The sequence below is a fragment of the uncultured Tateyamaria sp. genome (genome assembly GCF_947504105.1).
Taxonomy (GTDB): Bacteria; Pseudomonadota; Alphaproteobacteria; order Rhodobacterales; family Rhodobacteraceae; genus Tateyamaria.
This window is the reverse complement of record NZ_CANNGP010000008.1, coordinates 1-22,803: the sequence shown is the minus strand read 5'-3', so window position 1 is coordinate 22,803 and position 22,803 is coordinate 1. Positions and strand designations below refer to the sequence as shown.

The 22,803-nt window shown below is 56.5% G+C and carries 18 protein-coding genes and 2 pseudogenes; 14 read left to right on the top strand and 6 right to left on the bottom strand.

Annotated elements, in window-relative coordinates:
• Positions 1-16: 16 nt before the first annotated feature.
• The 6 genes and pseudogenes from argB to Q1A75_RS07295 all read right to left on the bottom strand — a co-directional run bounded on the left by argB (position 17) and on the right by Q1A75_RS07295 (position 7,006).
• Positions 17-880: an acetylglutamate kinase gene (gene argB, locus Q1A75_RS07320; protein ID WP_299548620.1), complete on the bottom strand. Its 864-nt coding sequence runs from the start codon at positions 878-880 to the stop codon at positions 17-19.
• Positions 881-965: 85 nt separating this feature from the next.
• Entirely contained in the window at positions 966-1,619 is a 654-nt protein-coding gene (gene yihA / locus Q1A75_RS07315; protein ID WP_299548623.1) for a ribosome biogenesis GTP-binding protein YihA/YsxC, read from the bottom strand.
• Positions 1,616-2,347: an MOSC N-terminal beta barrel domain-containing protein gene (locus Q1A75_RS07310; RefSeq protein WP_299548627.1), complete on the bottom strand. Its 732-nt coding sequence runs from the start codon at positions 2,345-2,347 to the stop codon at positions 1,616-1,618. The genes yihA and Q1A75_RS07310 overlap by 4 nt, the downstream gene beginning before the upstream one ends.
• On the bottom strand, positions 2,344-4,158 hold the full coding sequence (gene yidC, locus Q1A75_RS07305; RefSeq protein WP_299548630.1) for a membrane protein insertase YidC: 1,815 nt from the start codon (positions 4,156-4,158) through the stop codon (positions 2,344-2,346). The genes Q1A75_RS07310 and yidC overlap by 4 nt, the downstream gene beginning before the upstream one ends.
• Positions 4,159-4,334: 176 nt before the next feature.
• Complete coding sequence (locus Q1A75_RS07300; RefSeq protein WP_299548633.1) at positions 4,335-5,882, bottom strand: bifunctional diguanylate cyclase/phosphodiesterase; 1,548 nt, start codon at positions 5,880-5,882, stop codon at positions 4,335-4,337.
• Between the two features lie 75 nt (positions 5,883-5,957).
• A pseudogene (locus Q1A75_RS07295) lies at positions 5,958-7,006 on the bottom strand (IS5 family transposase).
• Between the two features lie 217 nt (positions 7,007-7,223).
• On the opposite strand from Q1A75_RS07295, the gene Q1A75_RS07290 reads away from it, so the two are divergent.
• From Q1A75_RS07290 to Q1A75_RS07225, 14 genes and pseudogenes are all read left to right on the top strand, one after another.
• A complete protein-coding gene (locus Q1A75_RS07290; protein WP_299548636.1) occupies positions 7,224-8,357 on the top strand; it encodes a hypothetical protein in 1,134 nt (377 codons plus the stop codon).
• Entirely contained in the window at positions 8,351-8,803 is a 453-nt protein-coding gene (locus Q1A75_RS07285) for a toxin-activating lysine-acyltransferase (RefSeq protein ID WP_299548639.1), read from the top strand. The genes Q1A75_RS07290 and Q1A75_RS07285 overlap by 7 nt, the downstream gene beginning before the upstream one ends.
• Positions 8,800-9,921: a cupin-like domain-containing protein gene (locus tag Q1A75_RS07280; protein WP_299548642.1), complete on the top strand. Its 1,122-nt coding sequence runs from the start codon at positions 8,800-8,802 to the stop codon at positions 9,919-9,921. Before Q1A75_RS07285 ends, Q1A75_RS07280 begins: the two co-directional genes overlap by 4 nt.
• A 159-nt stretch (positions 9,922-10,080) precedes the next feature.
• Positions 10,081-10,389: a hypothetical protein gene (locus Q1A75_RS07275; protein WP_299548645.1), complete on the top strand. Its 309-nt coding sequence runs from the start codon at positions 10,081-10,083 to the stop codon at positions 10,387-10,389.
• 384 nt (positions 10,390-10,773) lie between these two features.
• Complete coding sequence (locus Q1A75_RS07270) at positions 10,774-12,111, top strand: hypothetical protein (protein WP_299548648.1); 1,338 nt, start codon at positions 10,774-10,776, stop codon at positions 12,109-12,111.
• Complete coding sequence (locus Q1A75_RS07265) at positions 12,108-13,472, top strand: insulinase family protein (RefSeq protein WP_299548651.1); 1,365 nt, start codon at positions 12,108-12,110, stop codon at positions 13,470-13,472. Before Q1A75_RS07270 ends, Q1A75_RS07265 begins: the two co-directional genes overlap by 4 nt.
• Before the next feature lie 2 nt (positions 13,473-13,474).
• A complete protein-coding gene (locus tag Q1A75_RS07260; RefSeq protein WP_299548654.1) occupies positions 13,475-15,133 on the top strand; it encodes a peptidase domain-containing ABC transporter in 1,659 nt (552 codons plus the stop codon).
• Positions 15,134-15,150: 17 nt separating this feature from the next.
• A complete protein-coding gene (locus Q1A75_RS07255) occupies positions 15,151-16,455 on the top strand; it encodes an HlyD family type I secretion periplasmic adaptor subunit (protein WP_299548657.1) in 1,305 nt (434 codons plus the stop codon).
• A 327-nt stretch (positions 16,456-16,782) separates the two neighbouring features.
• Positions 16,783-17,745: a DUF1403 family protein gene (locus Q1A75_RS07250; protein WP_299548660.1), complete on the top strand. Its 963-nt coding sequence runs from the start codon at positions 16,783-16,785 to the stop codon at positions 17,743-17,745.
• Positions 17,742-18,371 carry an SMC-Scp complex subunit ScpB gene (locus Q1A75_RS07245; RefSeq protein WP_299548663.1) on the top strand — a complete coding sequence of 210 codons (630 nt, stop codon included), beginning with the start codon at positions 17,742-17,744 and terminating at the stop codon, positions 18,369-18,371. The genes Q1A75_RS07250 and Q1A75_RS07245 overlap by 4 nt, the downstream gene beginning before the upstream one ends.
• A gap of 349 nt (positions 18,372-18,720) precedes the next feature.
• On the top strand, positions 18,721-19,152 hold the full coding sequence (locus Q1A75_RS07240) for a universal stress protein (protein ID WP_299548666.1): 432 nt from the start codon (positions 18,721-18,723) through the stop codon (positions 19,150-19,152).
• A 12-nt stretch (positions 19,153-19,164) separates the two neighbouring features.
• A complete protein-coding gene (locus Q1A75_RS07235) occupies positions 19,165-20,721 on the top strand; it encodes an alanine/glycine:cation symporter family protein (protein ID WP_299548669.1) in 1,557 nt (518 codons plus the stop codon).
• 570 nt (positions 20,722-21,291) lie between these two features.
• A complete protein-coding gene (locus Q1A75_RS07230; RefSeq protein WP_299548672.1) occupies positions 21,292-21,669 on the top strand; it encodes a hypothetical protein in 378 nt (125 codons plus the stop codon).
• Positions 21,670-21,712: 43 nt separating this feature from the next.
• Positions 21,713-22,398 (top strand): annotated as a pseudogene (locus Q1A75_RS07225) (IS5 family transposase); the annotation flags it as partial.
• Positions 22,399-22,803: the final 405 nt, after the last annotated feature.

Here is a 22,803-nt window from a genome sequence, read left to right as displayed (position 1 = left end):
CACAGACACGTTTGCGTCAGCGCGGACGGATGATCGAACCTGCGCCGTGATCCGTGAAAAGCTCAAGCAGACACGCATTTGGCGCGCGTCCATCCAATATGACAACGGCCCGCACACCATTGGCAATCGCATCAAGCGCGGTTTCTGTCTTGGGGATCATCCCGCCTGCAATGGTGCCGTCAGCCGTCAGGGCGCGGATCTGGTCGGCCGTCAATTCCGTCACGACCTCGCCAGTTGCATTCTTGACGCCAGAGACATCGGTGAGCAGCAACAGCCGGTCAGCCTTCAGCGCGCTGGCGATGGCCCCTGCCGCGGTGTCGCCATTGATGTTGAACGTCTCTCCGTTCTGGCCCGCACCAAGGGGGGCTATCACTGGGATCATGGCACGATCAAACAGGGTGGATAGAATGGTCGAATCCATCCGTGCGGGCGTTCCGACAAGGCCAAGAGCCGGATCGGTCTGGTCACATGTGATCAGGTTCGCGTCCTTGCCTGATAGCCCGACAGCTTTTCCACCCGCGCGGTTGATGGCCTGCACGATGCGCTTGTTCACAACGCCGGACAGGACCATCTCGACCACTTCCATTGTCGCGGCATCGGTCACGCGTTTCCCGTTCACGAAGTCGGATTTGATCTCGAGACGGTTCAGCATGTCGTTGATCATCGGGCCGCCGCCATGAACGATCACCGGGTTCACCCCCACTTGGCGCATGAGAACAACGTCATTGGCAAAGCTCTCCATCGCCTCGTCCGAGCCCATGGCGTGGCCGCCCAGCTTGATGACAACGGTAGCGCCAGTGTAGCGCTGCATGTAAGGCAACGCTTGGCTGAGGGTACGGGCAGTGGCGATCCAGTCGCGGTTCATATCTTGGGTCTTCATCTTGGGTCTGTAATGATTGCGCTGTTCACTGTCTTGCCCCAGCCTTGTAGCGGGGCCAAGATTTTTTGTACGAAAATCTTTCGCGTCAGACGAGCGTTGCGATGATGGCGCGCAGGGTTGCGATACCGTCACCCTTTTCGCTGCTCGTCAGCACAATCTCGGGAAACGCGGCTGGGTGTTTGGATAGTGCGGATCGTACCTGTGCCAGAACGGCATCGCGGTCCTTGGCTTTGACCTTATCCGTCTTGGTCAACACGCATTGAAACGTGACCGCAGATGTGTCGAGCAGTTTCAGAATCTCTTCGTCGACCTTCTTGATCCCGTGGCGTGCGTCGATAAGGACAAAGGCACGCCGTAGGGTCTGACGGCCCGACAGGTACTGCTTCAGCAAGCGCTGCCATTTCTCCACAACGGGCAGTGGCGCATTGGCATAGCCATAGCCGGGCAGGTCGACCAGATAATGATCATCCCCGGCCGTGAAATAGTTAATCTCTTGCGTGCGTCCCGGCGTGTTCGAGGCACGAGCCAGCCCCTTACGACCCGTCAATGCGTTGATCAGCGAGGATTTTCCGACATTTGACCGGCCGGCAAAGCACACCTCCATCCGGTCCGCCGGGGGTAGGCCGGACATGGCCACGACCCCCTTCACAAACTCGGTTTCACCGGCAAACAGAAGCCGCCCGCGCTCAGCTGTCTGCGGATCGGGTTCTTCGGCGATGGGGAAATGCAGTGCAGTCATGACAGGCTGTCACCGGTGGCTACGGTTCCACCTGACTTTACCTTGAAGTAGATACCAAAGTTTCGGGTGTCCCAGCCATCTTCAAGCACGCGCAGCATGCTGATATCGCGCGTGCCGGTCTGCGGATTGGCATCAGGTGCGCGGCAACGTTCAATTGGCTCTACGGGTGAAAGCGTGGCACTGCCAAGGGTGATGTCGCTTGCGAGCAGATCAATCTCTTCCCACGGCGCCAGACCATCAAGCCACAGGTTGATCCGGAAGCGTCGCATGTCGACCTGCATACCAGCCTTCTGGCTGAGTGCGCGCAACGAGGCAAGGTTTCCAATCGACACGGATGCAAATGGAACATCTGTCATCCCTTGCGCCGGAGCTTCGACCAAGCGGGCGGGTCCGGGGCGGTCGCCGGGCCACAAATCCCCGATCCATGCACCGACTGCAGAGGGATTAGTGGACGGATCAAAGTCCAGCGGATCTCGGGTAGGGTGGGTCAAAAGTACACCTGTCTTGGTGCCGACGGCGCCCACGGCAGCCAATGCAGGACCGGATGCAACTTGCAAGAAGTTGCGCCGCGGCTGCCAATTGTCCGTGTCCTCGGCCTCGGCATTCAGAAGCGCCCACGCCCGATCACCGACAACGGCCCCTTCGGGGGTCAAATCCACTTGCGCGCAGGCTTCACATCCGATCCCTTTGATCGGATGGCGCCAGATATGGGCAAGGGTCCCCGTCACTTCTTGGGTTCCTCAGCCGCCTTCTTTTTGAAGCTGCCAGTGATGTTGCCCAGCAGGTCCGGCTTATAGCCCTGGCTGCGCATGATCAGGTATTGCTGCGTAAAGGTGATCACGTTGTTGGCAATCCAGTACACGACCAGGCCGCTTGCAAAACTGCCCAACATAAACATGAAGACCCATGGCATCCAGGCAAAGATCATCTGTTGTGTCGGGTCGGTGGGCGCCGGATTCAGCTTTTGTTGCAGCCACATCGAGATACCCAGCAAGATCGGCAGGATACCAATAAAGATCAGCGCCATCAGGCTGTTTGGATCGGGGGCTGCGTTGGGCAACAGGCCGAAGATGTTGATGATCGATGTCGGGTCTGGTGCACTCAGATCCTGGAACGGGCCAAAGAATGGTGCGTGACGCAATTCGATCGTGACAAAGATCACCTTGTAGAGCGAGAAGAAGATGGGGATTTGTAGCAGGATCGGCAAGCACCCGGCGGCGGGGTTCACCTTTTCCTTCTTGTACAGCTCCATCATCCCTTGCTGAAGCTTTTGCTTGTCGTCGCCCGCCTGCTCTTTCAGTTTCTCCATCTGCGGCTGCAGCTCTTTCATCTTCGCCATCGAGACATATGACTTGTATGCAAGAGGGACCAAAACGGCCTTGATGATCAGGGTCAGGCCCATGATTGCCCAGCCCATGTTGCCGATCAGCTTGTTCAACTCGTGCAGCAACCAGAAAATGGGTTTCGTCAGGAAAAAGAACCAACCCCAGTCGATGCTGTCGATGAAACCCTCAACGCCGCCCGATTGGTACTCACGGATGGTTTCCCATTCCTTCGCACCTGCAAAAAGCTGCGTTTGTACCGAGATCGTCGCGCCATCGGCCACGTCCTGTGTGGGCAGCCGGGTGACGGCACGGTAGACATCGCTGCGCGGGGCATAAGTCAACGCTTGATCAAAGCTTTGTACGCCCGTTGGGATCAAGATGGACTGCCAGTAGTGATCGGTAAAGCCGACCCATCCGTTTGTGACACCTTCGGTCACGATGGCCGGGCGGCCCCATGCAGGGTCGATTTCGGCGTCGGGAATTTCGTCCCAATCGGTTTCTGCCAACTCGCCGTCAGCCATGGCCACTGCACCCTCGTGCAGAATGAAGAAGTTCTTCAGTTCGGACGGTACGCCGTGCCGCGTCAACATCCCGTACGGCGCGGCGCGCACCGCTGCCCCGCTGGTATTGGTTACCGATTGGGTGATGTCGAACATGTATTGGTCATCGATGCTGATGATCCGTTCAAAAACCAGGCCAGCCCCGTTGTTCCATGTCAAAGTGACCGGTTCACCTACCGCGAGGGTGTCACCATCGGTCTGGGCCCACGTTGTGTTCGGACCAGGGACCGCAGCGGCATCAAGCCCGCTCCCCGGTGCCCAGCCATACACTGCGTAATAGGCATCTGCTGTACCGACGGGTGACAGCATCGTGACGATGTCCGCACTGGATTCAAGGCTTGTTCGATAGCCTTTCAGGCGAAGGTCATCGATACGCCCACCCAACAGAGAGATCGAGCCTGACACACGTGGTGTTTCGATCTCGATGCGCGGAGCATCTGCGGTTTCGTTCGCAGCTTCCTCCGCAGGCTGAGCGGCCCCGCCCTCAATCGGCGTTGTAGGTACGGCACTTGTATCCTGCGCCTGTTCTGTCGCTGGCGCGCCTGCATCCGACGGTACGTCGGGTTCGGGCGGCGGGAACAGGACAAACCATACGAGGATGACAATGAAACTGAGCGCCGTTGCAAGAATGAGGTTCTTGTTCTGATCGTCCATCGGGGACTGCCACCTGCTGTCTGAAACGTTGCACGGGTTCAACAGAGTGCAGGGCCAAAGGTCAAGCGGATTCGGGCGTTGAACGCAGCCCTGAGCAGCAAGCGTGGCAAAGGTTGGACGGTTGGTCGAAGCGCAGTGCCCCCCGACCGCTGCGATCCAGAAATAGTTTTCGCTTGTCAGTTGGTCCGGCGTACGGGCAGCGAAGGAGCATCCTGTACCTTGCTTTCATGCGCCCGTACCCAATCCAGTGTTTTTTCAAATGGCATCGGTCGTGCGATGCCGAAACCTTGTACGTAATCGCAACCAAGCTGCGCCAGAAGTGCGTGTTCTCCGACCGTTTCGACACCCTCGGCCAGCGTTTCGATACCTAAACGCTCTGCCATGGTCAGAACGGCACTTATCATGCGTTGCTGCTCCGGATCACGATCTGCCTTCATGACGAATGAACGGTCAATCTTGATCCGTCCCACGCCAAAACGGCGAATGGATGAAATGGACGCGTGACCTGTACCAAAGTCGTCCAGATCGACCCGGCACCCGAGTTTCGTTAATGCGTTGATGTTGCGCGTTATCGTGTCGTCCGTATTGTCTGTGACCACGGTTTCGAGAATCTCGACCGTAAGCCGGCCCGGTGTCAGGTCGAAGCGGTCGAGTTCCCAACGCACTTTGTCCACCAGCTTTGGATTGTTGAGTTCCGAGCCGCTGAAGTTAACCCCAACGTGAGGGACATTCAGACCTGCAGAGTCCCATGCCTTAAGCGCCGTGAAGCTGTGATAAATCATGATTTCAGCTAAACGTTCCAATAACCCTGCGTCTTCGATTGCGGGTAGGAATTCAGCCGGAGAAATTGCTCCCTTGTCTGGGTGTATCCAACGGGCCAGCGCTTCGAACCCGGCGACCTTTCCGGTATCCGTGGAGATTTGTGGCTGAAACCATGGCTGGATGTGCCCCTGTTCCAGGGCCGCGGCCACTTCGTCGCGCAGATGCGCCCGGCTTTTCAGGCGTGAATGCAATTCGGTTGAGTAGGCGCGCACGGAAGATGGACCGCGGCGCTGTGCTTCGGTCAGCGCCGCCATTGCCCCATTGCTCCACTCGTGGCCAGTAGCGCCCGGCGCGCGGTTCAGCAGGCAGAATCCGATGCTGACGGATACGTAGATCGTCGCCCCGTCGATGGCGATCGGTTCTTCAATCGCCTGCTGGTAGCGGCTGCACATCTGGATGCAGCTTTCCAAATCTAGATGCTGTACGGCACCCAAGCATAAAGAGAACCGGAAATCGCCGGAACGGCAGACGGTGTCAGTGTCTCTCATGGTGGTGACCAAACGGTCTGCCACCGCTTTCAGGATACGATCAGTTGCGGCAGGCTCGAACCGTTCGCTGAGCGCGGCATGGTCATCCAGCTCAATCGAAAATATGGCACTGTTCCGGTCGGTTCTGGGAGCATCCGCACGCATCGTGTCGACTTTGTCGGTAAAGATATCCTGTGATACGAGACCCGGTTGCAGCGCCCGGGCGACACGCCTGCGCAGTAAATCCTCTACCCCGCCGAGAACGAACCATGCGATTGGCAATCCAATAGCAACCACAATCAGCGCTATTTCACCCCAGATCCAGTAAGCGGCTAGCATCATTGCGGGTAGGAATGCCAGCATCTGGGGCCCGGTCAGGATCGCCGTCGCTTGCCCATGCAAAAGTTTCAGCTTGTCTGGCGTGCGGAACTGCATGTTGGATCCCTTTTCCGTACCCACTGTTGGAGCCGCGGGCCAGCTTAGCTTTAGGAAAACAGGGTAAGTCCGCGCTTAACGTAGATCAGGAATGTTCACGTTTTTTTCTTCAAATTTTTTGGAACTACGGATGAGCCCGGCTTTGTTGCACAAATCGATTGATTGGCAGACGTCCCCTTTCTCCGGCCGGATTTGCCCTATGGCCTGTGTGACAGGTCTGCCGAGAGCGGTGTAGCGGTTGAGCACGGCGATGCGGACTTGGATTTCCGCAACCTGCCGGTCAAAGTCTCGAGCCATTACGGATTGCCCGAGCAGTTTGATGCAGTTCATCTTGCTCTCGACACGGCTTCGGCGGTGATATCCGCTCCATCGCCGCCACAGGGAACGGCCCAGGTATCGCGATGCATTCACCGCTTCGTTTCTGGCGATAGCCCCTGCTCTCTTTGGCTGCCAGGGCTTGGCATTCTTCCGGGGCGGGATGACGGCATGGGCGCCACGCGCGGCAATCGCATCATGGCATTTGCGCGTGTCGTAGGCTCCATCGGCAGTGACCGACCCGATGTCCTGATCCAGTGCGATCTGGTCCAGAAGCTCCGGGAGCATAGGCGCATCCCCACGTTGCTAGGCGTCACTTCGACCGCCCGCACTTCCAGCGTTTCGTTGTCGATCCCGATATGTATCTTGCGCCATATGCGCCGTTTAGGACCGCCATGCTTGCGGGCATTCCACTCGCCTTCGCCCTCTGACTTGATACCCGTGCTGTCGATCAGAAGATTCAGAGGGCCAGTTCCGCCACGATACGGCAGGCTCTCGTTCAGCGTCTTTTGGCGGCGATACAAGGTGCTGAAGTCGGGTACCGGCCAGTCTAGTCCGACCAACCGCAACAAGCTTTCGACGAAGCCTGTCGTTTGCCGCAAAGGCAGGCCAAACAACACTTTCAGGGTAAGACAGGTCTGGATCGCGGTGTCACTGAACCTCGGTTGGCGGCCACGTCTGCCGGTCGGTGGTGGCCACCACGTCATCTGCGGATCAAACCAAATCGACAGCGATCCACGTCGCTTCAACGCTTCATTGTAAGCCGACCAGTTCGTGGTCCTGTACTTTGTAGGGGCCCAACTGCTCATACCTTCCAGCTATCAGACTGGATTCAAACAGTGAATCACATACGCCGATTTGTGCAACAAAGCCATTAAACTGCCAAAGGCAAATGGCAATTCCTTGCTGAACGCGCCTTTGAACGAGCGGCAAATGGCTGGAAAACCTTCCTCGCTTGAAACGTGTAGCGTTTCGCGGCTCAGCAGCTATGCGTGACTTGCGGTGGTCTTGGTCGGGAGGGGTTTTGTGCACAACATTTCTCACTGGTTAGATCTGCACGATCTGGAGCAGCTTACCGGTCAGGACATCGTTGCGGCTTTTCATTCTAAAGCATTCGCCCAATCCCTATTTGAAAAGAATGTGCTGGGGGAGGGCGATCAGATACGCACCGCACTCGAAGACCAACAGCTGGTTTTCCAAACGATTGTTTGCCCTGCACTGGCGTCTGGTTTCGCTGATACAAACTCGGCGCGGCAGGCGCTGAACCAGCTTAAGCCTCAGACCCTTGACGCAGGTGAACACCGCCCGCACACGGTTGCCACTGGGGTCGGCGGCCAGCCGGTCGTCGCAATGACATGGGCGGGTGGCCCACGTGATGTGATGTGTCTTGCACATGAGGCGGCGCATGGTTTGCAAGTACTGTTGTCGGATCGTGAGTTGATGCCGCCCGTGGCACGCGAGACCTGTGCATTTATCGGTGAGCTGCTGTTGATCAATCATATGCGGCAGTGTGATCCAGTTTTATTTCAAAGCCTTACCGGGATCTGGAAGCAACAGACAGCGCAATACCTTGGCAAAAACATGGATGATTTGTCATTTGCATTGGGCGATATGCTGACTGCGTATCACTACGATCTGAATTATCCCTTTGCGCGGATCGCCAGCACTCAATTGTTTCAACGAGGGTCTGGCGATTGGATAGACAGGCTGTTTTCCAGTGGTGCTGACGCAATGAAACATCTGCCTTTGGATGTAATGGCAAACAGGGCGGGCGACATTCCAAACCATCTGCCACCGATGCCGCCATCCGACGCGGCACACCCGGCAGTCGAGGCGTATCGCAGCCTGGGTGCCATGGCATTGCTGGACATCGACCATTGGCACGGCGAATGCGAACGGAACATAGAAGACTACTACGCAAGGCTTTTAGGCCACCTTCACGACCGCACGGCCTTCCTTGTTTTAGATGAGGCCCGCAGGCCAGCGGGCTATGCAACGTGGATCAAGACGCCCTCGGGACAGCTCGAAATCACCCGGCAGGCCGCACCTTTTGGTGGCTATCTTAGCCTTCAAAAATCATTGGAACGGCATTTGGCGGACCGTGGCCCTGTTTCGGCCTGTCATCCCCGGAGCGCACGACAGGAACAAGTGGCATGGTGACTGTCGATTACTATGCTGGCGTTGGTTATGCGCTCGAACTGTTGGCTCGGTCCGAATATCACCGTCAGTTTCAGCTTGGCAGATATCTTCGGGTCGAGGTTTTGCCAGCGCTTCATAGCAGCCAATCGCGGTTCTATCTGAATGGTGATAGTATTCCGGTTGGCATGGTAACCTGGGCCTGGTTGTCACCACAGGTCGAAGCCGAGATTCACCAGACGGGCCGTGCGCTGGCACAGCCTGAGTGGAATTGCGGCGACAGGTTGTTCTTTAACGATTGGATCACGCCTTATCAAAACATGCGTGAGGTGCTGCACGACATGACGTACGTCGTATTTCCGGACAAGGTGGCGACCAGCCTGCGTCGGAATCAGGACCGTTCGGTGCGCCGGATCAACAAATGGACCGGGATAGAATTGCGCAGAGCGCGCGAAAGGGTAGTGGTATGAACGTTGCCCAGCTTTCGTCAGGTTACGCATCAGATATTGCTGCCATCGAGGGCTTTGCCGCCTTGCTCGGGGATGGCTTTGAAAACCCGGAAAACATCCGGGCAAAAGTCTTGTTCACCATTCCCGAACACCCTCAGCATAGCTTTGTCTTGCGCTATGATGATGATCGTCTGATCGTGTCTGGCGATACGGAAGGCAAAGTTGACACGCAGGTGACGATCCCGATAGCCACGATGCATCGCATTATCAACGAGTTCGAAACGCTCGATTGGCGCGATCCCCATATCATTGGGACAATCACATTTACCGGCCATCTGGCGCATGCAAACCACCTTGCCAAATCGTGTCTGCGCCCAAGTAGGGGAACTATGGCCAGGTTCCGCAAGTCAGAGCGATTGAGCGCCGCCAAGGGACATCGCCATCTGACAAAACTTGACACGCTTCATCAGCCAACCCAGCGACAAATCCTTGAGGCGATGGAGGAAGGCCGCCCGGTTGTGATCACCGGTCTGGAGCCTACACAGCCCCGCGCCGACTGGACGGTCGACAGGCTGGCCTCCTGTTACGGGGATGCGGTCATTAGCGTGGGCTCTGCGACACAGCGCCAGACGCTGACCAATGTCATTGAGGATATCAAGGATTTTGGCCTCAATCCGTATGGTGACATGATCAACGGGTTTGCCAAGCCATATACCGAAGGTGCCGCCCTGCCCGAGGTGATGAGACCGGATTTTAGGCCTCTGTTCTTTGACAGCGAAGACTTCATCGTGCCGCAACTGTGGCTGGGATCGGTGCCTACCCATATGCCCATGTCCAGCTTGCACCGTTACCCTCTTACCAGCTTTCAACTGCAGATAATCGGACGCAAACGATTTGATCTGTATTCGCCGGATCAGGTTGATCTGATCTATCCGATGAAAGCTTACAACAACTGCCAGCCTTGCTGGTTCAAGCCTGAAGTTCCAGATTTCAACGTGTACCCCAAAGCGCGCGAGGCCAAATCCATCTCTGTCACATTGCATCCTGGTGATCTGCTGGTGCAGCCCGCAGGTTGGTTCCATCAGCTCCGCGCGCTCGACAGTCCGGACATGTCCGTGAGTTATTCCTGGCGCTATTGAGCGCCGGAATCAGTTTCGTCTTGATTTGTTCAGAGAGACGAAAGTGGGCGGGCGGTTAGTCAAGACCCCCCACCCGATTGAGCCGCTGGGCAGGAAAACCCGGCGAACCACAACGACGGGACGGTATCAGATCCGGCCCGCAACAGGAAGGAAGGCAGAATGTCAAGGAATCTAACAAAGGCGATCAGTGATCTTTACGCCGACATCAGTTTTGGTGGCGGAGGCGACAGCGGCGGAGACAGTGGAACCGGCAGCGGGTCGAACTATGACAGCGGTATCGCTGGCAGCGTAGGGTTCACCCCAGAACAGCAGGCCGATAATCGCGACTATGCTGCAACCGGCGCATCGGCAGTCACGGGAATGGCTGCCGGCTTGGGCGTTACCGCAGCAACCAAGAGCCCGTATGCGGGCGCAGCTGTCGGCGCAATGGTTGCGAAAGGTACATATGACGCTCTTTCTCCCGAGTAGTGACCCGTAAGACTTGATCGGCTGTTTTTGCGCGACGCGTTTTGCAGAACGCAAAAACAGCCACCTACAAAAGGCGAATTCAATGTCGATCCCTCAGGCAATCTTTTTTCTTGTTGTCGCAATGTCAGTATCGACTGCTATTAGAAAATATGTGCAAAAGAAGGCGATAACTCTACGCGAGGTATCTGTCGCTTTTTTGGGCGCTCCGGTTTTGACAATACTGACCGTTTTATTAACTCGTATTTAGATGTTTGATCCCAATCATATCAAGATACTGGCGTGTTGGTCGTATTTCTATTCGATGCAACCGAGACGTACTTTGCGCCAACTGTTTCCGATCATTCTAAGCCGTAGCATTCATTTGTTTCAGCAAAGGTCCGAGCAGTGATTTGGGGCACGCGCATTTTCAGGCACAAGTCTTTCTACCTCGTCTCTGCCGTCGGAGCCGTGCTGATTGTTCTTGTAACACTTGCCTCGGGTCTGGTCAGTTCCGGGTGGGATGAAATCTATGGCAGAACCCGTATCGTCGGGAGTGCTGAGCCCGAAACCGTGAGTGTACATCTGTTGTTCAGCCGGTCCGGGGGGGATGAAAATGCATCGCCTGCGTTAGACCACTATGTAGAGCACCTGACTTGGCTTAACGCATTTGCTGCCAGCCGTCACACCGCACGTCATTCCAATGCATGGACGTCTGACATAGCCCTCGGGTATTGGTTGTCTGGCGCGCCCGAAGATTTGCCCGCAATGCTTCGCACCCTTTCGCGTGTGTTTGATCCCATCACTCTGTCACGCGAATTTGCAAACCAAGAACGGGATATTGTCCGGCGGGAATACGACCTGCGCCTCGCCAACCGTCCCGATGCGCAGGCGGCCGAGGATATGGATGCGTTTTTGTACCAAGGCAATGCCATCGCCGCATCGGTCATTGGTACCCCCGGACAGATCAATGCGCTGCGGTTTGACGATGCCAAGGCGCAACATCGGGCCATCCATCAGCCTGAGTGGTCATCACTGTTGGTCACCGGAGACGTTTCGCCGCGTCAGGTTCGTCGCATCATGAAACAGGTCGGTTTTCCGCATCAGCCGGGTGGGCCCACGGATATCGCGCCGCCGCCTTTTGTCCTTAGCCAGCCAGATCTCCGTGTCGTGACTCTCTCGGCAGCTGACGCTGCCCCGCGTATGATCTGGCGCAAGGTTGTTACACTGCCGAAACCGGTGTCCTTCGACCTTCTGGATGCTCAGACGCGTTTGCTGCGCGACATTCTGGAGAGCACCCTTCCCGGCGGAATTGTCGGACCCTTGCGGTTCGACACCCTTGTCGCAAAAAGTTTTCAGATCGCTGTGTTTCCCATCGATGAACGCCATGTCGAACTCAACTTTCGCGCTGAACCGGGCAAAGACATTGGTTTTGACGAACTGCGTGCGTGCTTCGAGGCGGCCTTGACCGCCTCTGCCCAAGGTATCCCTGCAGAAACCTATGCGCGTGTCCATGAACGGTTCAGATCGTTCTGGCCTGAGTGGTCAAACAAGGAGGCGACCCGCGATTGGATGGCGAGTTACGTGTTGGACCGTGCCAGCAACTTGCGTGTGCCAATGACGGAAACCGAACTTGCCGCCTTGCACAGCTTACTCTCGGCGCAAGACATCGACGCATTGGTCGCAGCCCTGGCTGGCCCCGGCCGAACGGCCATTGCCTTTATCGGAAAGGACAAGATCAAGTGAAACACTTTGCCGTGGCAGTGATTGCAACCCTTATGTTGACGGGGTGCGGTGACGATGCGCCGTCTTCCAACACCGAGACCAGCCCCGGCGGGATCGATTACGTGCGCCTGTATATTCCTGAGGCCGAGGTTGTGGCCATCCAGATCGCCTGGCCCACGGACTGGCCGCTGCGTGAAGATGCCAACCAGGCGGTTCCTTACATCGGGGCTGACCTGATCCTAGCAGGCGGTGCCGAGGGGTTTCCGGCTCGGGAAGTCGTAGAGATGTTTGCTGATCTGCAGGTCACGGGCCGCCTGTCGGTTACGTCTGATAGTGTTCTGGGCAGTCTTGTCGCCCCAGAGGAAAATCTGAAAAAGGCTGTCGAAATCGCAAATGCGCATTTGCGGGCGCCGCTTTTGGAAAAACGTTGGTTTGAAGAGATTCAGCAGGGCTTCGCAGCGAATATGGCTGAAGCATCTGCTGCTACGGCACATCAAGGGTTTGCCGCGGTGCGATGGGCGGTTTTGGGTGATGTGCCGCTTCGCCGTGCGCTGTCTGTCGACCCACCCGAGCAAATTACATCCGTCACACCCGAGGACGTCGCGCAATGGCATCGTGAAACAATCGTGCGTAAGGATGCAAAGGTTGTGATCGCAGGTGCCATTGATGCCGACCAAGCCGGGGCCGCAATTGACGACCTCTTTGTCGGCTTGCCAGAGGCGGGAGTGCGGGTTGCAACGACGCACAGCACCGATTTCACGCCCCGTCATATCCTGCTGCACATGCCGGATTCCCAAACCAGTACGTTGTTCTTTGTTGCACCGATGCCCCCCACGCGGGAAGGCAGCGAGTTCGAGGATATCATTCTTGTGTCTGCTCTGGGGGAGGGCAAGGAAAGTGTCCTTTTTGAGGCTGTGCGCACGCAATTGCGCGCAACATATGGCCTCAGTGCGCATCTTGATGCCTACGTGCGCGACACGCGGTTTTTGTACTTTGGGGGCGAGGTCGAAACCGCAAAACTGGCGCAAGCCGCAACCGTCGTGCGGGAAGCCTATGCGTCGTTTCGCGAGGCCGGGCCGCCGCAAGGTTTTCTGGAAAGTCTCAAGGGCCCTTTCGTCGCGCAGAGCAAAAAAACGGCCGCTGACCCTGTCGCCGCGTCCACATCTGCCCTTATGGCTTTGTTGGATGATCAGGACCCCAGCGTCGCCCTTGACCTTGCATCTGAACTTGATCGCGTCACATCCGAAACCCTTCGCCAAAGACTTGCCAATGCGTTTCCGGCTGCGCAGGACTTTATCATAGTCGCTGTGTCGTCTGATGCTGACGCGCTTCCAAACGCCTGTGTGATTTCCGAACCAAGAGACGTCCTTGATTGCCAATGAAAATGCGGGGCGATGAAAATGCCGGTGAGGTCCCCCTTTCCTGGTTTGGCAAAACGTTTTGGAAGTTCACACCGCTTTACGTCGAACTGATTTTTCTCGCCATCTGCCTGCGTGTGATGGGGTTGGTGGAGCCATTCATATTTCAGGTTATCATTGATCGCATTCTGCCGTTCCAGCGCGAGGCGTCGCTGTTGGTGGTGGTCACGATCTTTGCCGTTGTAAGCCTGTTCCAGATCGGGTTTCAGGTTCTCTCGCAACTTCTTGGGATGTTGACCGCGAACCGTGTCACCCGCGAACTGGGCGCGCGCATCTTTGAACATCTGTTCAAACTGCCGTTCAGCCATTTCCGCAAATGGTCCGTTGGCGAGACGATCGCCCGGATCAGTGAAACCGATACGATCCGTGGCTTTCTTGTCGGCTCGACGACGGGTGTTTTCCTAGATCTGGTCTTTGTCTTTATCTACATCGCCGTATTGTTCACGCTTTCGGTTAATCTGACATTGATCATTCTGGCGGCTTTGCCGATCCAGATCCTGATTTACTTAGGCTTTGGTCCCTTCCTGCGGCGGCGATTGCGCACACAATTCGATGCGGGCGCGGCGCACCAAACGCAGATGGTCGAAAATATCTCCGGGATTGCTGCGGTCAAGGCTCTGAGCGCAGAAGACAAGATGTTGGAACGTCTTGATCTGACACTGCACGCAAACCTCAATGCGGGCTACCGCGTCGGCCTGCTTGGCATATGGAATGACAAGCTGCTTTTCGTCGTCGACAGAACGATCACGATAAGCATCATCTTCTTTGGCGCTCAACTTGTCTTTGCCGGGGAGCTGACGCTGGGCGAGTTGATCGCCTTCCACCTGCTGGCCCAGAAGGTCACTGGCCCGATCGAAAACTTCTCTGGCCTGTGGGAAAGCTGGCAGAACGTACGTGTGTCGCGACAAAGGCTGGGGGATGTTGTCAACACTTCGATGGAGCCATTCAATGCGTTGCCGAAACTTCCGCGCAACATCGAAGGCGAACTGGTTTTCAGCGATGTTGACTTTGGTTATTCGCCATCGGCACCTCTTTTTCAGAACTTTCAGTTCAGAGCCAGACCAAACACTCTGACGCTGATTGTCGGGCCATCGGGCATTGGGAAATCAACCTTTGGGCGGTTGGCGTCTGGGATTGATGTCCCTGATCGCGGCGCCATACTACTGGGTGGCGAAAACATCGCGCATTTTGAACCGCATGACGTGCGCAGCCAAATTGCCTATGTGCCGCAAGAACCATATCTGTTTTCCGGCACGCTGCGCGAGAACCTTACACTTGGTAACGCGCAGGCGGATGATGCCACATTGAACCGCGCCTTACGCATTTCTGCCGCTGACACCTTTGTCTCTCAGCTTCCTATGGGGTTGGAAACGGATGTGGGCGAACGGGGGTCTGCCCTGTCGGGCGGTGAACGACAACGTGTTGCGATTGCGCGTTCACTTGTACGGCGTCCGAAAGTCATCATTCTGGATGAACCCACCAGTGCGCTGGATGCTGCCGCACAAAAGCGAATGGCCGCAGAGTTGTTGAAGCTTAAGGCCGAAGCCACTTTGCTTGTCATTACCCATAATCCTGACGTGTTCGACGGTCCGGATTCGATCATCGATTTCGAGGCGCTTGGATGACCGCTCAGGCTGAACCCATGAAAATCTCATCGCCGACCCTGCACCTGACAATTTTGTTTGGCATTGTGGTGTTTGTGGCGATCGTTGTGATGGCATTCGTCTTTAAGGTCGAAGTGGTCGCGCGCGGAGAAGGTCGTGTCGTTCCCATCACGCAGGTGCAGGTCGTCCAGCCTGAATTTGCCGGAAGTATCAGAGCCATTCATGTGCGCGACGGGATGCCGGTGTCAAAGGGGCAGATCTTGATAGAGCTTGATCCGACCGATGCGATTTCCGAACTGGGCAAGCTTACCGCAGAGATGCAACGGCTTCAGATCGAAGCTCTGAGGGTTGATGCGATGGTTGGCGCATTGCTGCAGAATGTGCGTGCCCCTGATTTCCTTGCGCGGGGTCAGGCGCTTTTCGACCTGCCGCAAGACCTGTCCGAGCACCCGTTTGTGGCCGAACAAGAACAGCTTCTTGAGGCCGAACTGCGCGACTTCCTTGCCGTTCTTGAACAAATCGATGCCCGCGAAGACGTGAACCGCCGATCCGAAGAGGTGACCAGTACAAACATCGCGCGCGTGCAAGCCTCACTCGAAATTCAAAGCGAACGGTTAGAGCGTTCACAGCTGCTGTTGGATCAGGGTACCAGCAGCCGGGCGGCGTTTCTGGATGTTCAGCAGGCCTTTACAGAGCTTGAGCGCGAGCGTGATGTCTATTTGCGTGAACTGGGGCAGAAGGTGGCGGAGCGCACCGCGCTAAACAGCGAACGGCGCGCCCGGATTGCAGAAATCCGCAGCAATTCGCTGGGGCGACAATCGGAAATCGATTCCCGCCTCGCCACACTCGGCGAGGAAGAGCGTGCCGCCCGGCGGCGTGTGGTGGCCGCACAACTTAAGGCTCCTGTGTCAGGGATTGTTGACCAGTTACAAGTCTTTACCGTGGGTGGCGTGGCTGACGCCGGTGCCGAGCTTCTGCGAATCGTGCCCACGAATGTGGAGATCGAGATTGAGGGCTTGTTTTCAAATCAGGACATCGGCTTCATGGAGGTGGGCCAGCGCACGAATATCCGCCTTGATGCTTATCCGTCAGAGCGGTTTGGTTTTGTTGAAGGCCAAATTTCCGACATCGCGGCAGATTCAACACAAGGCGAGGATGGGCAATGGGGCTATGTCGTGCGCGCGACCCCAGATGATGCGTATCTGTCTGCCGGTTCCGATCAATATGCCTTGCGGCCCGGCATGACAGCAACCATCGATGTCACGACAGACACCCGCCGCATCATCAGCTATTTTTTCGCACCAATTGTGCGCACCGTCCAAGACGCGATGGGGGAAAGATGAGCGTCTGCAGATGATTGAAATGCAATTCGATGGATTAAGATCTGGAAGTTCCGGTCGGGAATATGCGTAGCGATCTGACGTGGGAGCATATCAGTGCAAACTACACTCGGAGATTGTAGGAAAGCCTTGGACCCGCTGTCATCACGGTTTCAACACGGCGCTTCCATCGTGTGTTGTTGGACTAGAAGCCCCCGAACACGTCAGGATCCCTTCGAGACGTGCTCGTCCGATGGATCCGCGTCGTTGGAGGCAATAGGGAGCAAAAAGCTGGGGCGGTTTGCACGCTATATTGTAGAGACAAGCGCCGCGGTGAGATAGTGTTGTAGCATGACCTATCAGCCTGGCCATATCTTGGACGACCCAAGCAGCTTACCCAAGCTCCCGCCCTGGATCGCCTCTACACGTGCAGAAATCCCCGAAACCGTGGCCTTTCGGTCCGGGGCAGTGATGACAGTGGTCGACGCTTTGGTCTCTGATCCGGGCCATGGGGTGCCGCTGAAACTGTTGGCCAACCGACTGGCGCTGAAGGCGGCCACCGCAACCTCGAAACTGGAAGGACGGATGGCGCAGGAGGCCGATATCCGCGACGCATATCATCTGACGCCACCCAGCGAAGCCCGGGGTCCAGATGGTGATATGCTAGCCTTCTGGCGGGAGGTGGTCCGCTGTCGACTAAATGGGCGGGACTGGGGGGCCGGGTTAGCGGCCCTTATTGGTTCTGACCTTGAGACCGAAATTGATGGATGGCTGATGGGCGCAGCAGAACATGCGCAATCCCACGGAGCTTTGGCCGGTTGCGTTGTTGTGATGCGGGCGGTGCTGGAGTTGGATGATCGGGCAGAGCGGATTGCCTGTCTGTTTTCCGATGTTGTTCTGGCCCGGTCTCTCAACTGGAGAACCGTGCTGCCGGTTACAGCGCAATGTCTCAGCAAGGCGATGTTGCGGGACCTGACTGCGGCCGGGCAGAGGGCCGATTTGGGTGTTCAGCAGAGCATCCTCAAATCTGTTGAAGACACGATTGGTCTGGCGCGGGCCCTTGCACAATCATCCGCCGCTCTTCGAGCTGTGGCGCCAAAGCTCCGCGCCAAGGGGGCGGAGGCGGCGGTTGCGTTGTTCTTGTCCGAAAATACGGTGGCGCCGTCGACCATGTTGTCGCCTATGATCCGCGGCACCGCCTTGCCGATGACCGATCGTGCTGCGCGGCGATTCTGCGACCGACTGGTCGAACTGGGCGTCGCGCGCGAACTGACCGGACGGCCCACCTTTCAACTCTATGGGATCGCGCCATGAATGTCGCTGCTAGACGAAGGCGTGCCAGAGAAGGCAAGGATCTGTTCGATCGAGAGCTTGCTGAGTTGCCATCGGACCTTCGCTGGCGCGAATGGATGGGGCGGATCGAAGCGGTGCTGTTTGCCAGCAGCGCGCCGGTGACGCGCGACGACTTGGCCCGCGTGGTGGGGCAGGGGGTGTCGGTCGAGATGTTGATCGAGGATATTCAGGCGGAACTGGCAGATCGCCCTTATGAACTTTTGCAAGTCTTCGGTGGATGGATGTTCAGGACAAGGACGCGGTTTGCCGATGCGATCAAAGCGGCTGCTGATTTGGGTGATCAATCGCTCGCCTTCAACGAAGTGGAGATGGGCGTGCTCTGTGCAATCGCCTATCACCAGCCGATCGACCGGGCAGGTTTGAAGGATATCTTCGGCAAGGAGGTCAGTCGCGACGTGCTGGCGCGGTTGCGTTATAAAGACCTGATTGCGTCAGGTCCGAGGTCACCGCGGCCCGGCGCACCGCACACCTTTGTTACGACGGATACGTTTCTGGCGACGTTTGATCTGCAGACGTTGCGGGATCTGCCGGAGCTTGACTTAGCAGTTGGTGAATCGGATGACGAGCCTCGGACCCTACCGGTCTGAGGCTGCACGCTGTCAATTGGTCGGAGGTGCGGGCATGTGATGGGCGACTTCCTCGAAGATGTGGCAGACGATACGCGATAGTACGGGGCAGAAACTAAGTGTATTTGCGTAACAGCGACGCGCTTTGACCACGTGGTCGGGGGAACAAACTCGTCCTTTGCGGCCGCCTCGTATTCCGGCAACAAGGATGTTCAGACTGGTGATCAAACCGCGTTTCCCGTCAATGTAGTGGACCGGTACGCGTCGATACCATAGCGTACAATCTGAGCAGCGACACAATGCAGGCCTTCGGAGGTGCAGTGCACCCTCGAAAACCAGATCAAAAAGCTCACAAAATAGGGACAGCCTCATGAAGTTAGTTATCGGCCTTGATGGACAGAGTTCGGGGGACAAAGCTCTCGCCTTTGCCAAAGACCTGGCAGCAAACACGACAGCTTGCGAGTTGATCGTCGTCTACGTGATCGAGTGGTCGCCGTTTTCTTTCCAAACCGCAGAGGAGAATGCAGAACGGCACAAGCGGAGAGAGGAAGAAATTTCCGTCGCAATGGAGCGGGTGGTCAACCCGGCGGTGGCGTCGTTGACTGAGGCCGGACTGTCGGCGCGGGCAATTGTACGGCACGGGGATGTGGCTGACACCATAGACGACATTGCTCACAAGGAAGGCGCAAGCCAGATCATCGTGGCCCGCAGCAGTGCCGGTGGATTGACATCGCGCATTTTCGGCAGCTCAACCGCAAATCTCGTCATGACCGCCCGCGTTCCTGTCACTGTCGTCGCATAAGGATTACAGAAAATGAAAAAGATTTATTCGATACTCCTTGCGCTATCGGCGCTTGTTGCTGTCGCCATACCCGCGCAGGCGCAGGATGCGGCACCGTCGCTGGATGCGCGTGTGAACGAGGCCTTCGCCAATTTCACAGGCCCTTTCGTGAATTTCATCTTTGCCCCGATTCCCGGCACGTCCTTTCCATGGATCGTGATGTGGCTGGTCATCGGTGCAACCGTGTTCACGATCTACTTTGCCGCCGTACAGTTCCGATTTTTCGGACACGCTATCGGGCTGGTCAAAGGTGACTACTCCAACCCCAACGACGCGGGCGAAGTCAGCCACTTTCAGGCGCTTGCAACGGCGCTTTCAGGAACAGTGGGCCTTGGGAACATCGCGGGTGTTGCCGTTGCCGTTGGGATTGGCGGGCCAGGGGCCACATTCTGGATGATCCTTGCAGGTCTCTTGGGCATGGCGTCCAAGTTCACCGAATGTACGTTGGGTGTGAAGTATCGCAATGAATACCCGGATGGCACCGTTTCAGGCGGTCCGATGTATTACATCTCCAAAGGGTTTGATGAACTGGGGCTGCCGGGTGGCAAGATTCTCGCCGTCCTGTTTTCGGTGTTCTGTATCCTTGGGGCCCTTGGCGGCGGGAACATGTTCCAGGCCAACCAGGCGCATGTGCAGATTACCGTGATCACGGGCGACTACCCGGGTTGGATCACAGGCGTCATCTTTGCTGCTGTCGTCTTTGCGGTGATCGTTGGTGGGATCAAATCCATCGCCAAGGTGACCGAGAAGGTCGTGCCGTTCATGGGCATCATGTATGTCGGCGCGGCGCTGATTGTTCTGATCGTCAACTACGACATGATCGGCTGGGCCATCGGCCAAATCTTTGTTGGTGCGTTCACCGGGCTTGGCGTGGCAGGCGGACTTGTCGGCGCGTTGATCCAAGGCTTCAAACGCGCGGCCTTCTCGAACGAGGCGGGCGTGGGTTCAGCAGCGATTGCGCATTCGGCGGTGAAAACCAAAGAACCGATTACCGAGGGGTTCGTTTCCTTGCTTGAGCCGTTGATCGACACGGTGGTGATCTGCACGATGACGGCCTTGGTCATAATCATCTCACAACAACTGATCGTTGATCAGGCAACAGGCAACTACATGCTGAACGAAGCGGGAAGTGCGATCGCGACGGTCGACGGCAACTCCGGTGTGGCGCTGACATCTGCGGCCTTTGGCTCGGCCATCGGCTGGTTCCCGTATGTACTGGTCATCGCGGTGGTCCTGTTTGCCTTCTCGACGATGATCTCGTGGTCCTACTACGGGCTGAAGGCATGGACCTACCTCTTTGGCGAGGGCAAGACGACGGAACTGGTGTTCAAGATCATTTTCTGCATCTTCATCGTCATCGGAGCGGCGGCAAGCCTTGGGCCGGTCATCGACTTCTCGGATGCGGCGATCTTTGCCATGGCCGTGGTCAATATCTTCTGCCTCTACTTCCTGATGAAAGTGGTGCGGGCAGAGCTGAACTCTTACAGTGCCCGCCTGCAATCTGGCGAGATCAAGAAGTTCGCCCATTAGAGATCAACACTGGCGGGAGAGGCTGCCCTGTCGGGGCGGCCTCTTCTTTGGCAATAGTTAAGAATTGACGAGACCACACTACACTGCCGCATCCCGTCCATGGTAAATGCCGCGCTTTTTGCGGGCTGTCGTCAAAAACGCATCGAACGGATTTATCGATCTTGGTGCAGTTCATTAGCTGCATAAGTGTTTCGTCTCATTGTCAACCTGCGCGCCCTTTGTTTGGTGCGGCTCATATGTTCCTGAGTTGCTGTATCCAGCGCGTTTGACGTCACTTGATCCGCGCCCCTTTGGATCTGAATTGGCAAGTTGGTTTGTTCGGGTTTTGAACCGCTTGTTTCTTTCGGTGACCCTTGGTGCGCTTTTAGTAGAGTTCGATTGTGAGATTGCTTGATTTTTGAGGCACAAATACCAAACAAATCGGCGGTCGCTGGTTTGTTTCAATGAGACTGGGACATTGAGGTCGATAGGCTGCGTTCGTGACAGTCGTGGCGAATAGGTCGAAGGAGCGCACTCTACCGGATGCTGCAGCGTTGATGAACGACAGCTTTGATCTTACCGTTGCCAACCATGAAACTGTTTCTCATCCACGGTGCTCCGGCAACGGGCAAATTGACGGTAGCCAGAGAACTCGCGTTGCTCACCGGATCGCCGCTTGTGGACAATCACGCCGCCATCGATATGGCTCGGATGGTGTTTGGTTTCGCTCAGCCGGGCTTTTGGGACCTCGTGCATGATTTGCGTGTTACAACTCTCCGTAGCGCAGCAATGGCCAATGTGCCGAGGCTCATCACAACGGCAGCCTATAGTCATCCCGCAGATGCACGGCTTTTGCGAGAATATGACCTCGCGATTGAAGAATACGGAGGTATTATCGAACCAATTCATCTTTTCTGTTCTGTAAAGACACTAGGCAGCACACCCATTAATTTCTGTTCAACCGTATAGGGTTGTGATTCATTTCCCGCAAAACAACAGGAGGGAGCAGGAAATGGCGCGGTCAGATATGAGCGATCTGGAGTGGGAGTTCATCAAACAGGTGCTGCCCAACAAGTCTCGGGGCGTTAGGCGCGTAGATGACCGACGCGTGATCAACGGGATTTTCTACGTCCTGCGCACCGGCATTCCCTGGGCCGACCTGCCCAGCGACTACGGCCCGCCGACAACGATCTATAACCGCTTCAACCGCTGGACCTATGCCGGTCATTGGGACCGGATCATGGAGGCCGTGGCGGACGCGCATAATGTCGACATGGTCATGGTGGATGGCACGAGCATTCGCGTTCATCATTCCGCGGCGACGCTGAAAAAAACGACCCGCGTCGTTGCATGGGGCGGTCGCGGGGCGGGTTAACCACCAAATTACATGCGCTTACCAATCAGGACGGCTTGCCAATCCGGTTCGAACTGACCCCCGGTCAGGCCCATGATGCGCCCCCATGTAAACGCCTACTGGATGCGCTTCAACCGGGCCAATACGTGCTGGCCGACAAGGCTTATGATGCTGACTGGATCCGCGAAATGATCTGGGAACAAGGTGCCATTGACGTGATCCCATCCAAATCGAACCGCAGACTTCCCAAGGATTTCGTCGCTGAAATATATAAGGACCGCAACAAGATCGAGCGCTTCTTCGGCCGCCTCAAGGCATCCTTCCGGCGCATCGCGACGCGATACGAGAAAACGTCACGCAACTTCATGGCAATGGTCAAACTGGCATCCGTCAGACTGTGGATCGAATTTTATGAGTCCGCTGCCTAATGACGCGCGTGTCTGCGTCTGAGCGCGCGCGAAAAGGCAAGATTGCCTCACCCGAGGGGCTTAAGAGCTATCTTGATCAGAATGACTTTGTTGCGATACCGAGAGATAACTGTTTGAGCCTTTCAACGGAGAATACAGGCCCAAGAGAAACCGCCGCAGCTATCGCACAAAACTTTCAAATCCCCGTTTTGTACGAGGAGTAGCCTATCGTCTCCCGACAAGCAGTGATTGGTGCAGCCGCCACGAGCGCCGCGCTTGTTACGTTTTGAGGCAGCGCCGATCCACGCAACGCAAGACGCCAGTTGGACGTCCTGACGAAGA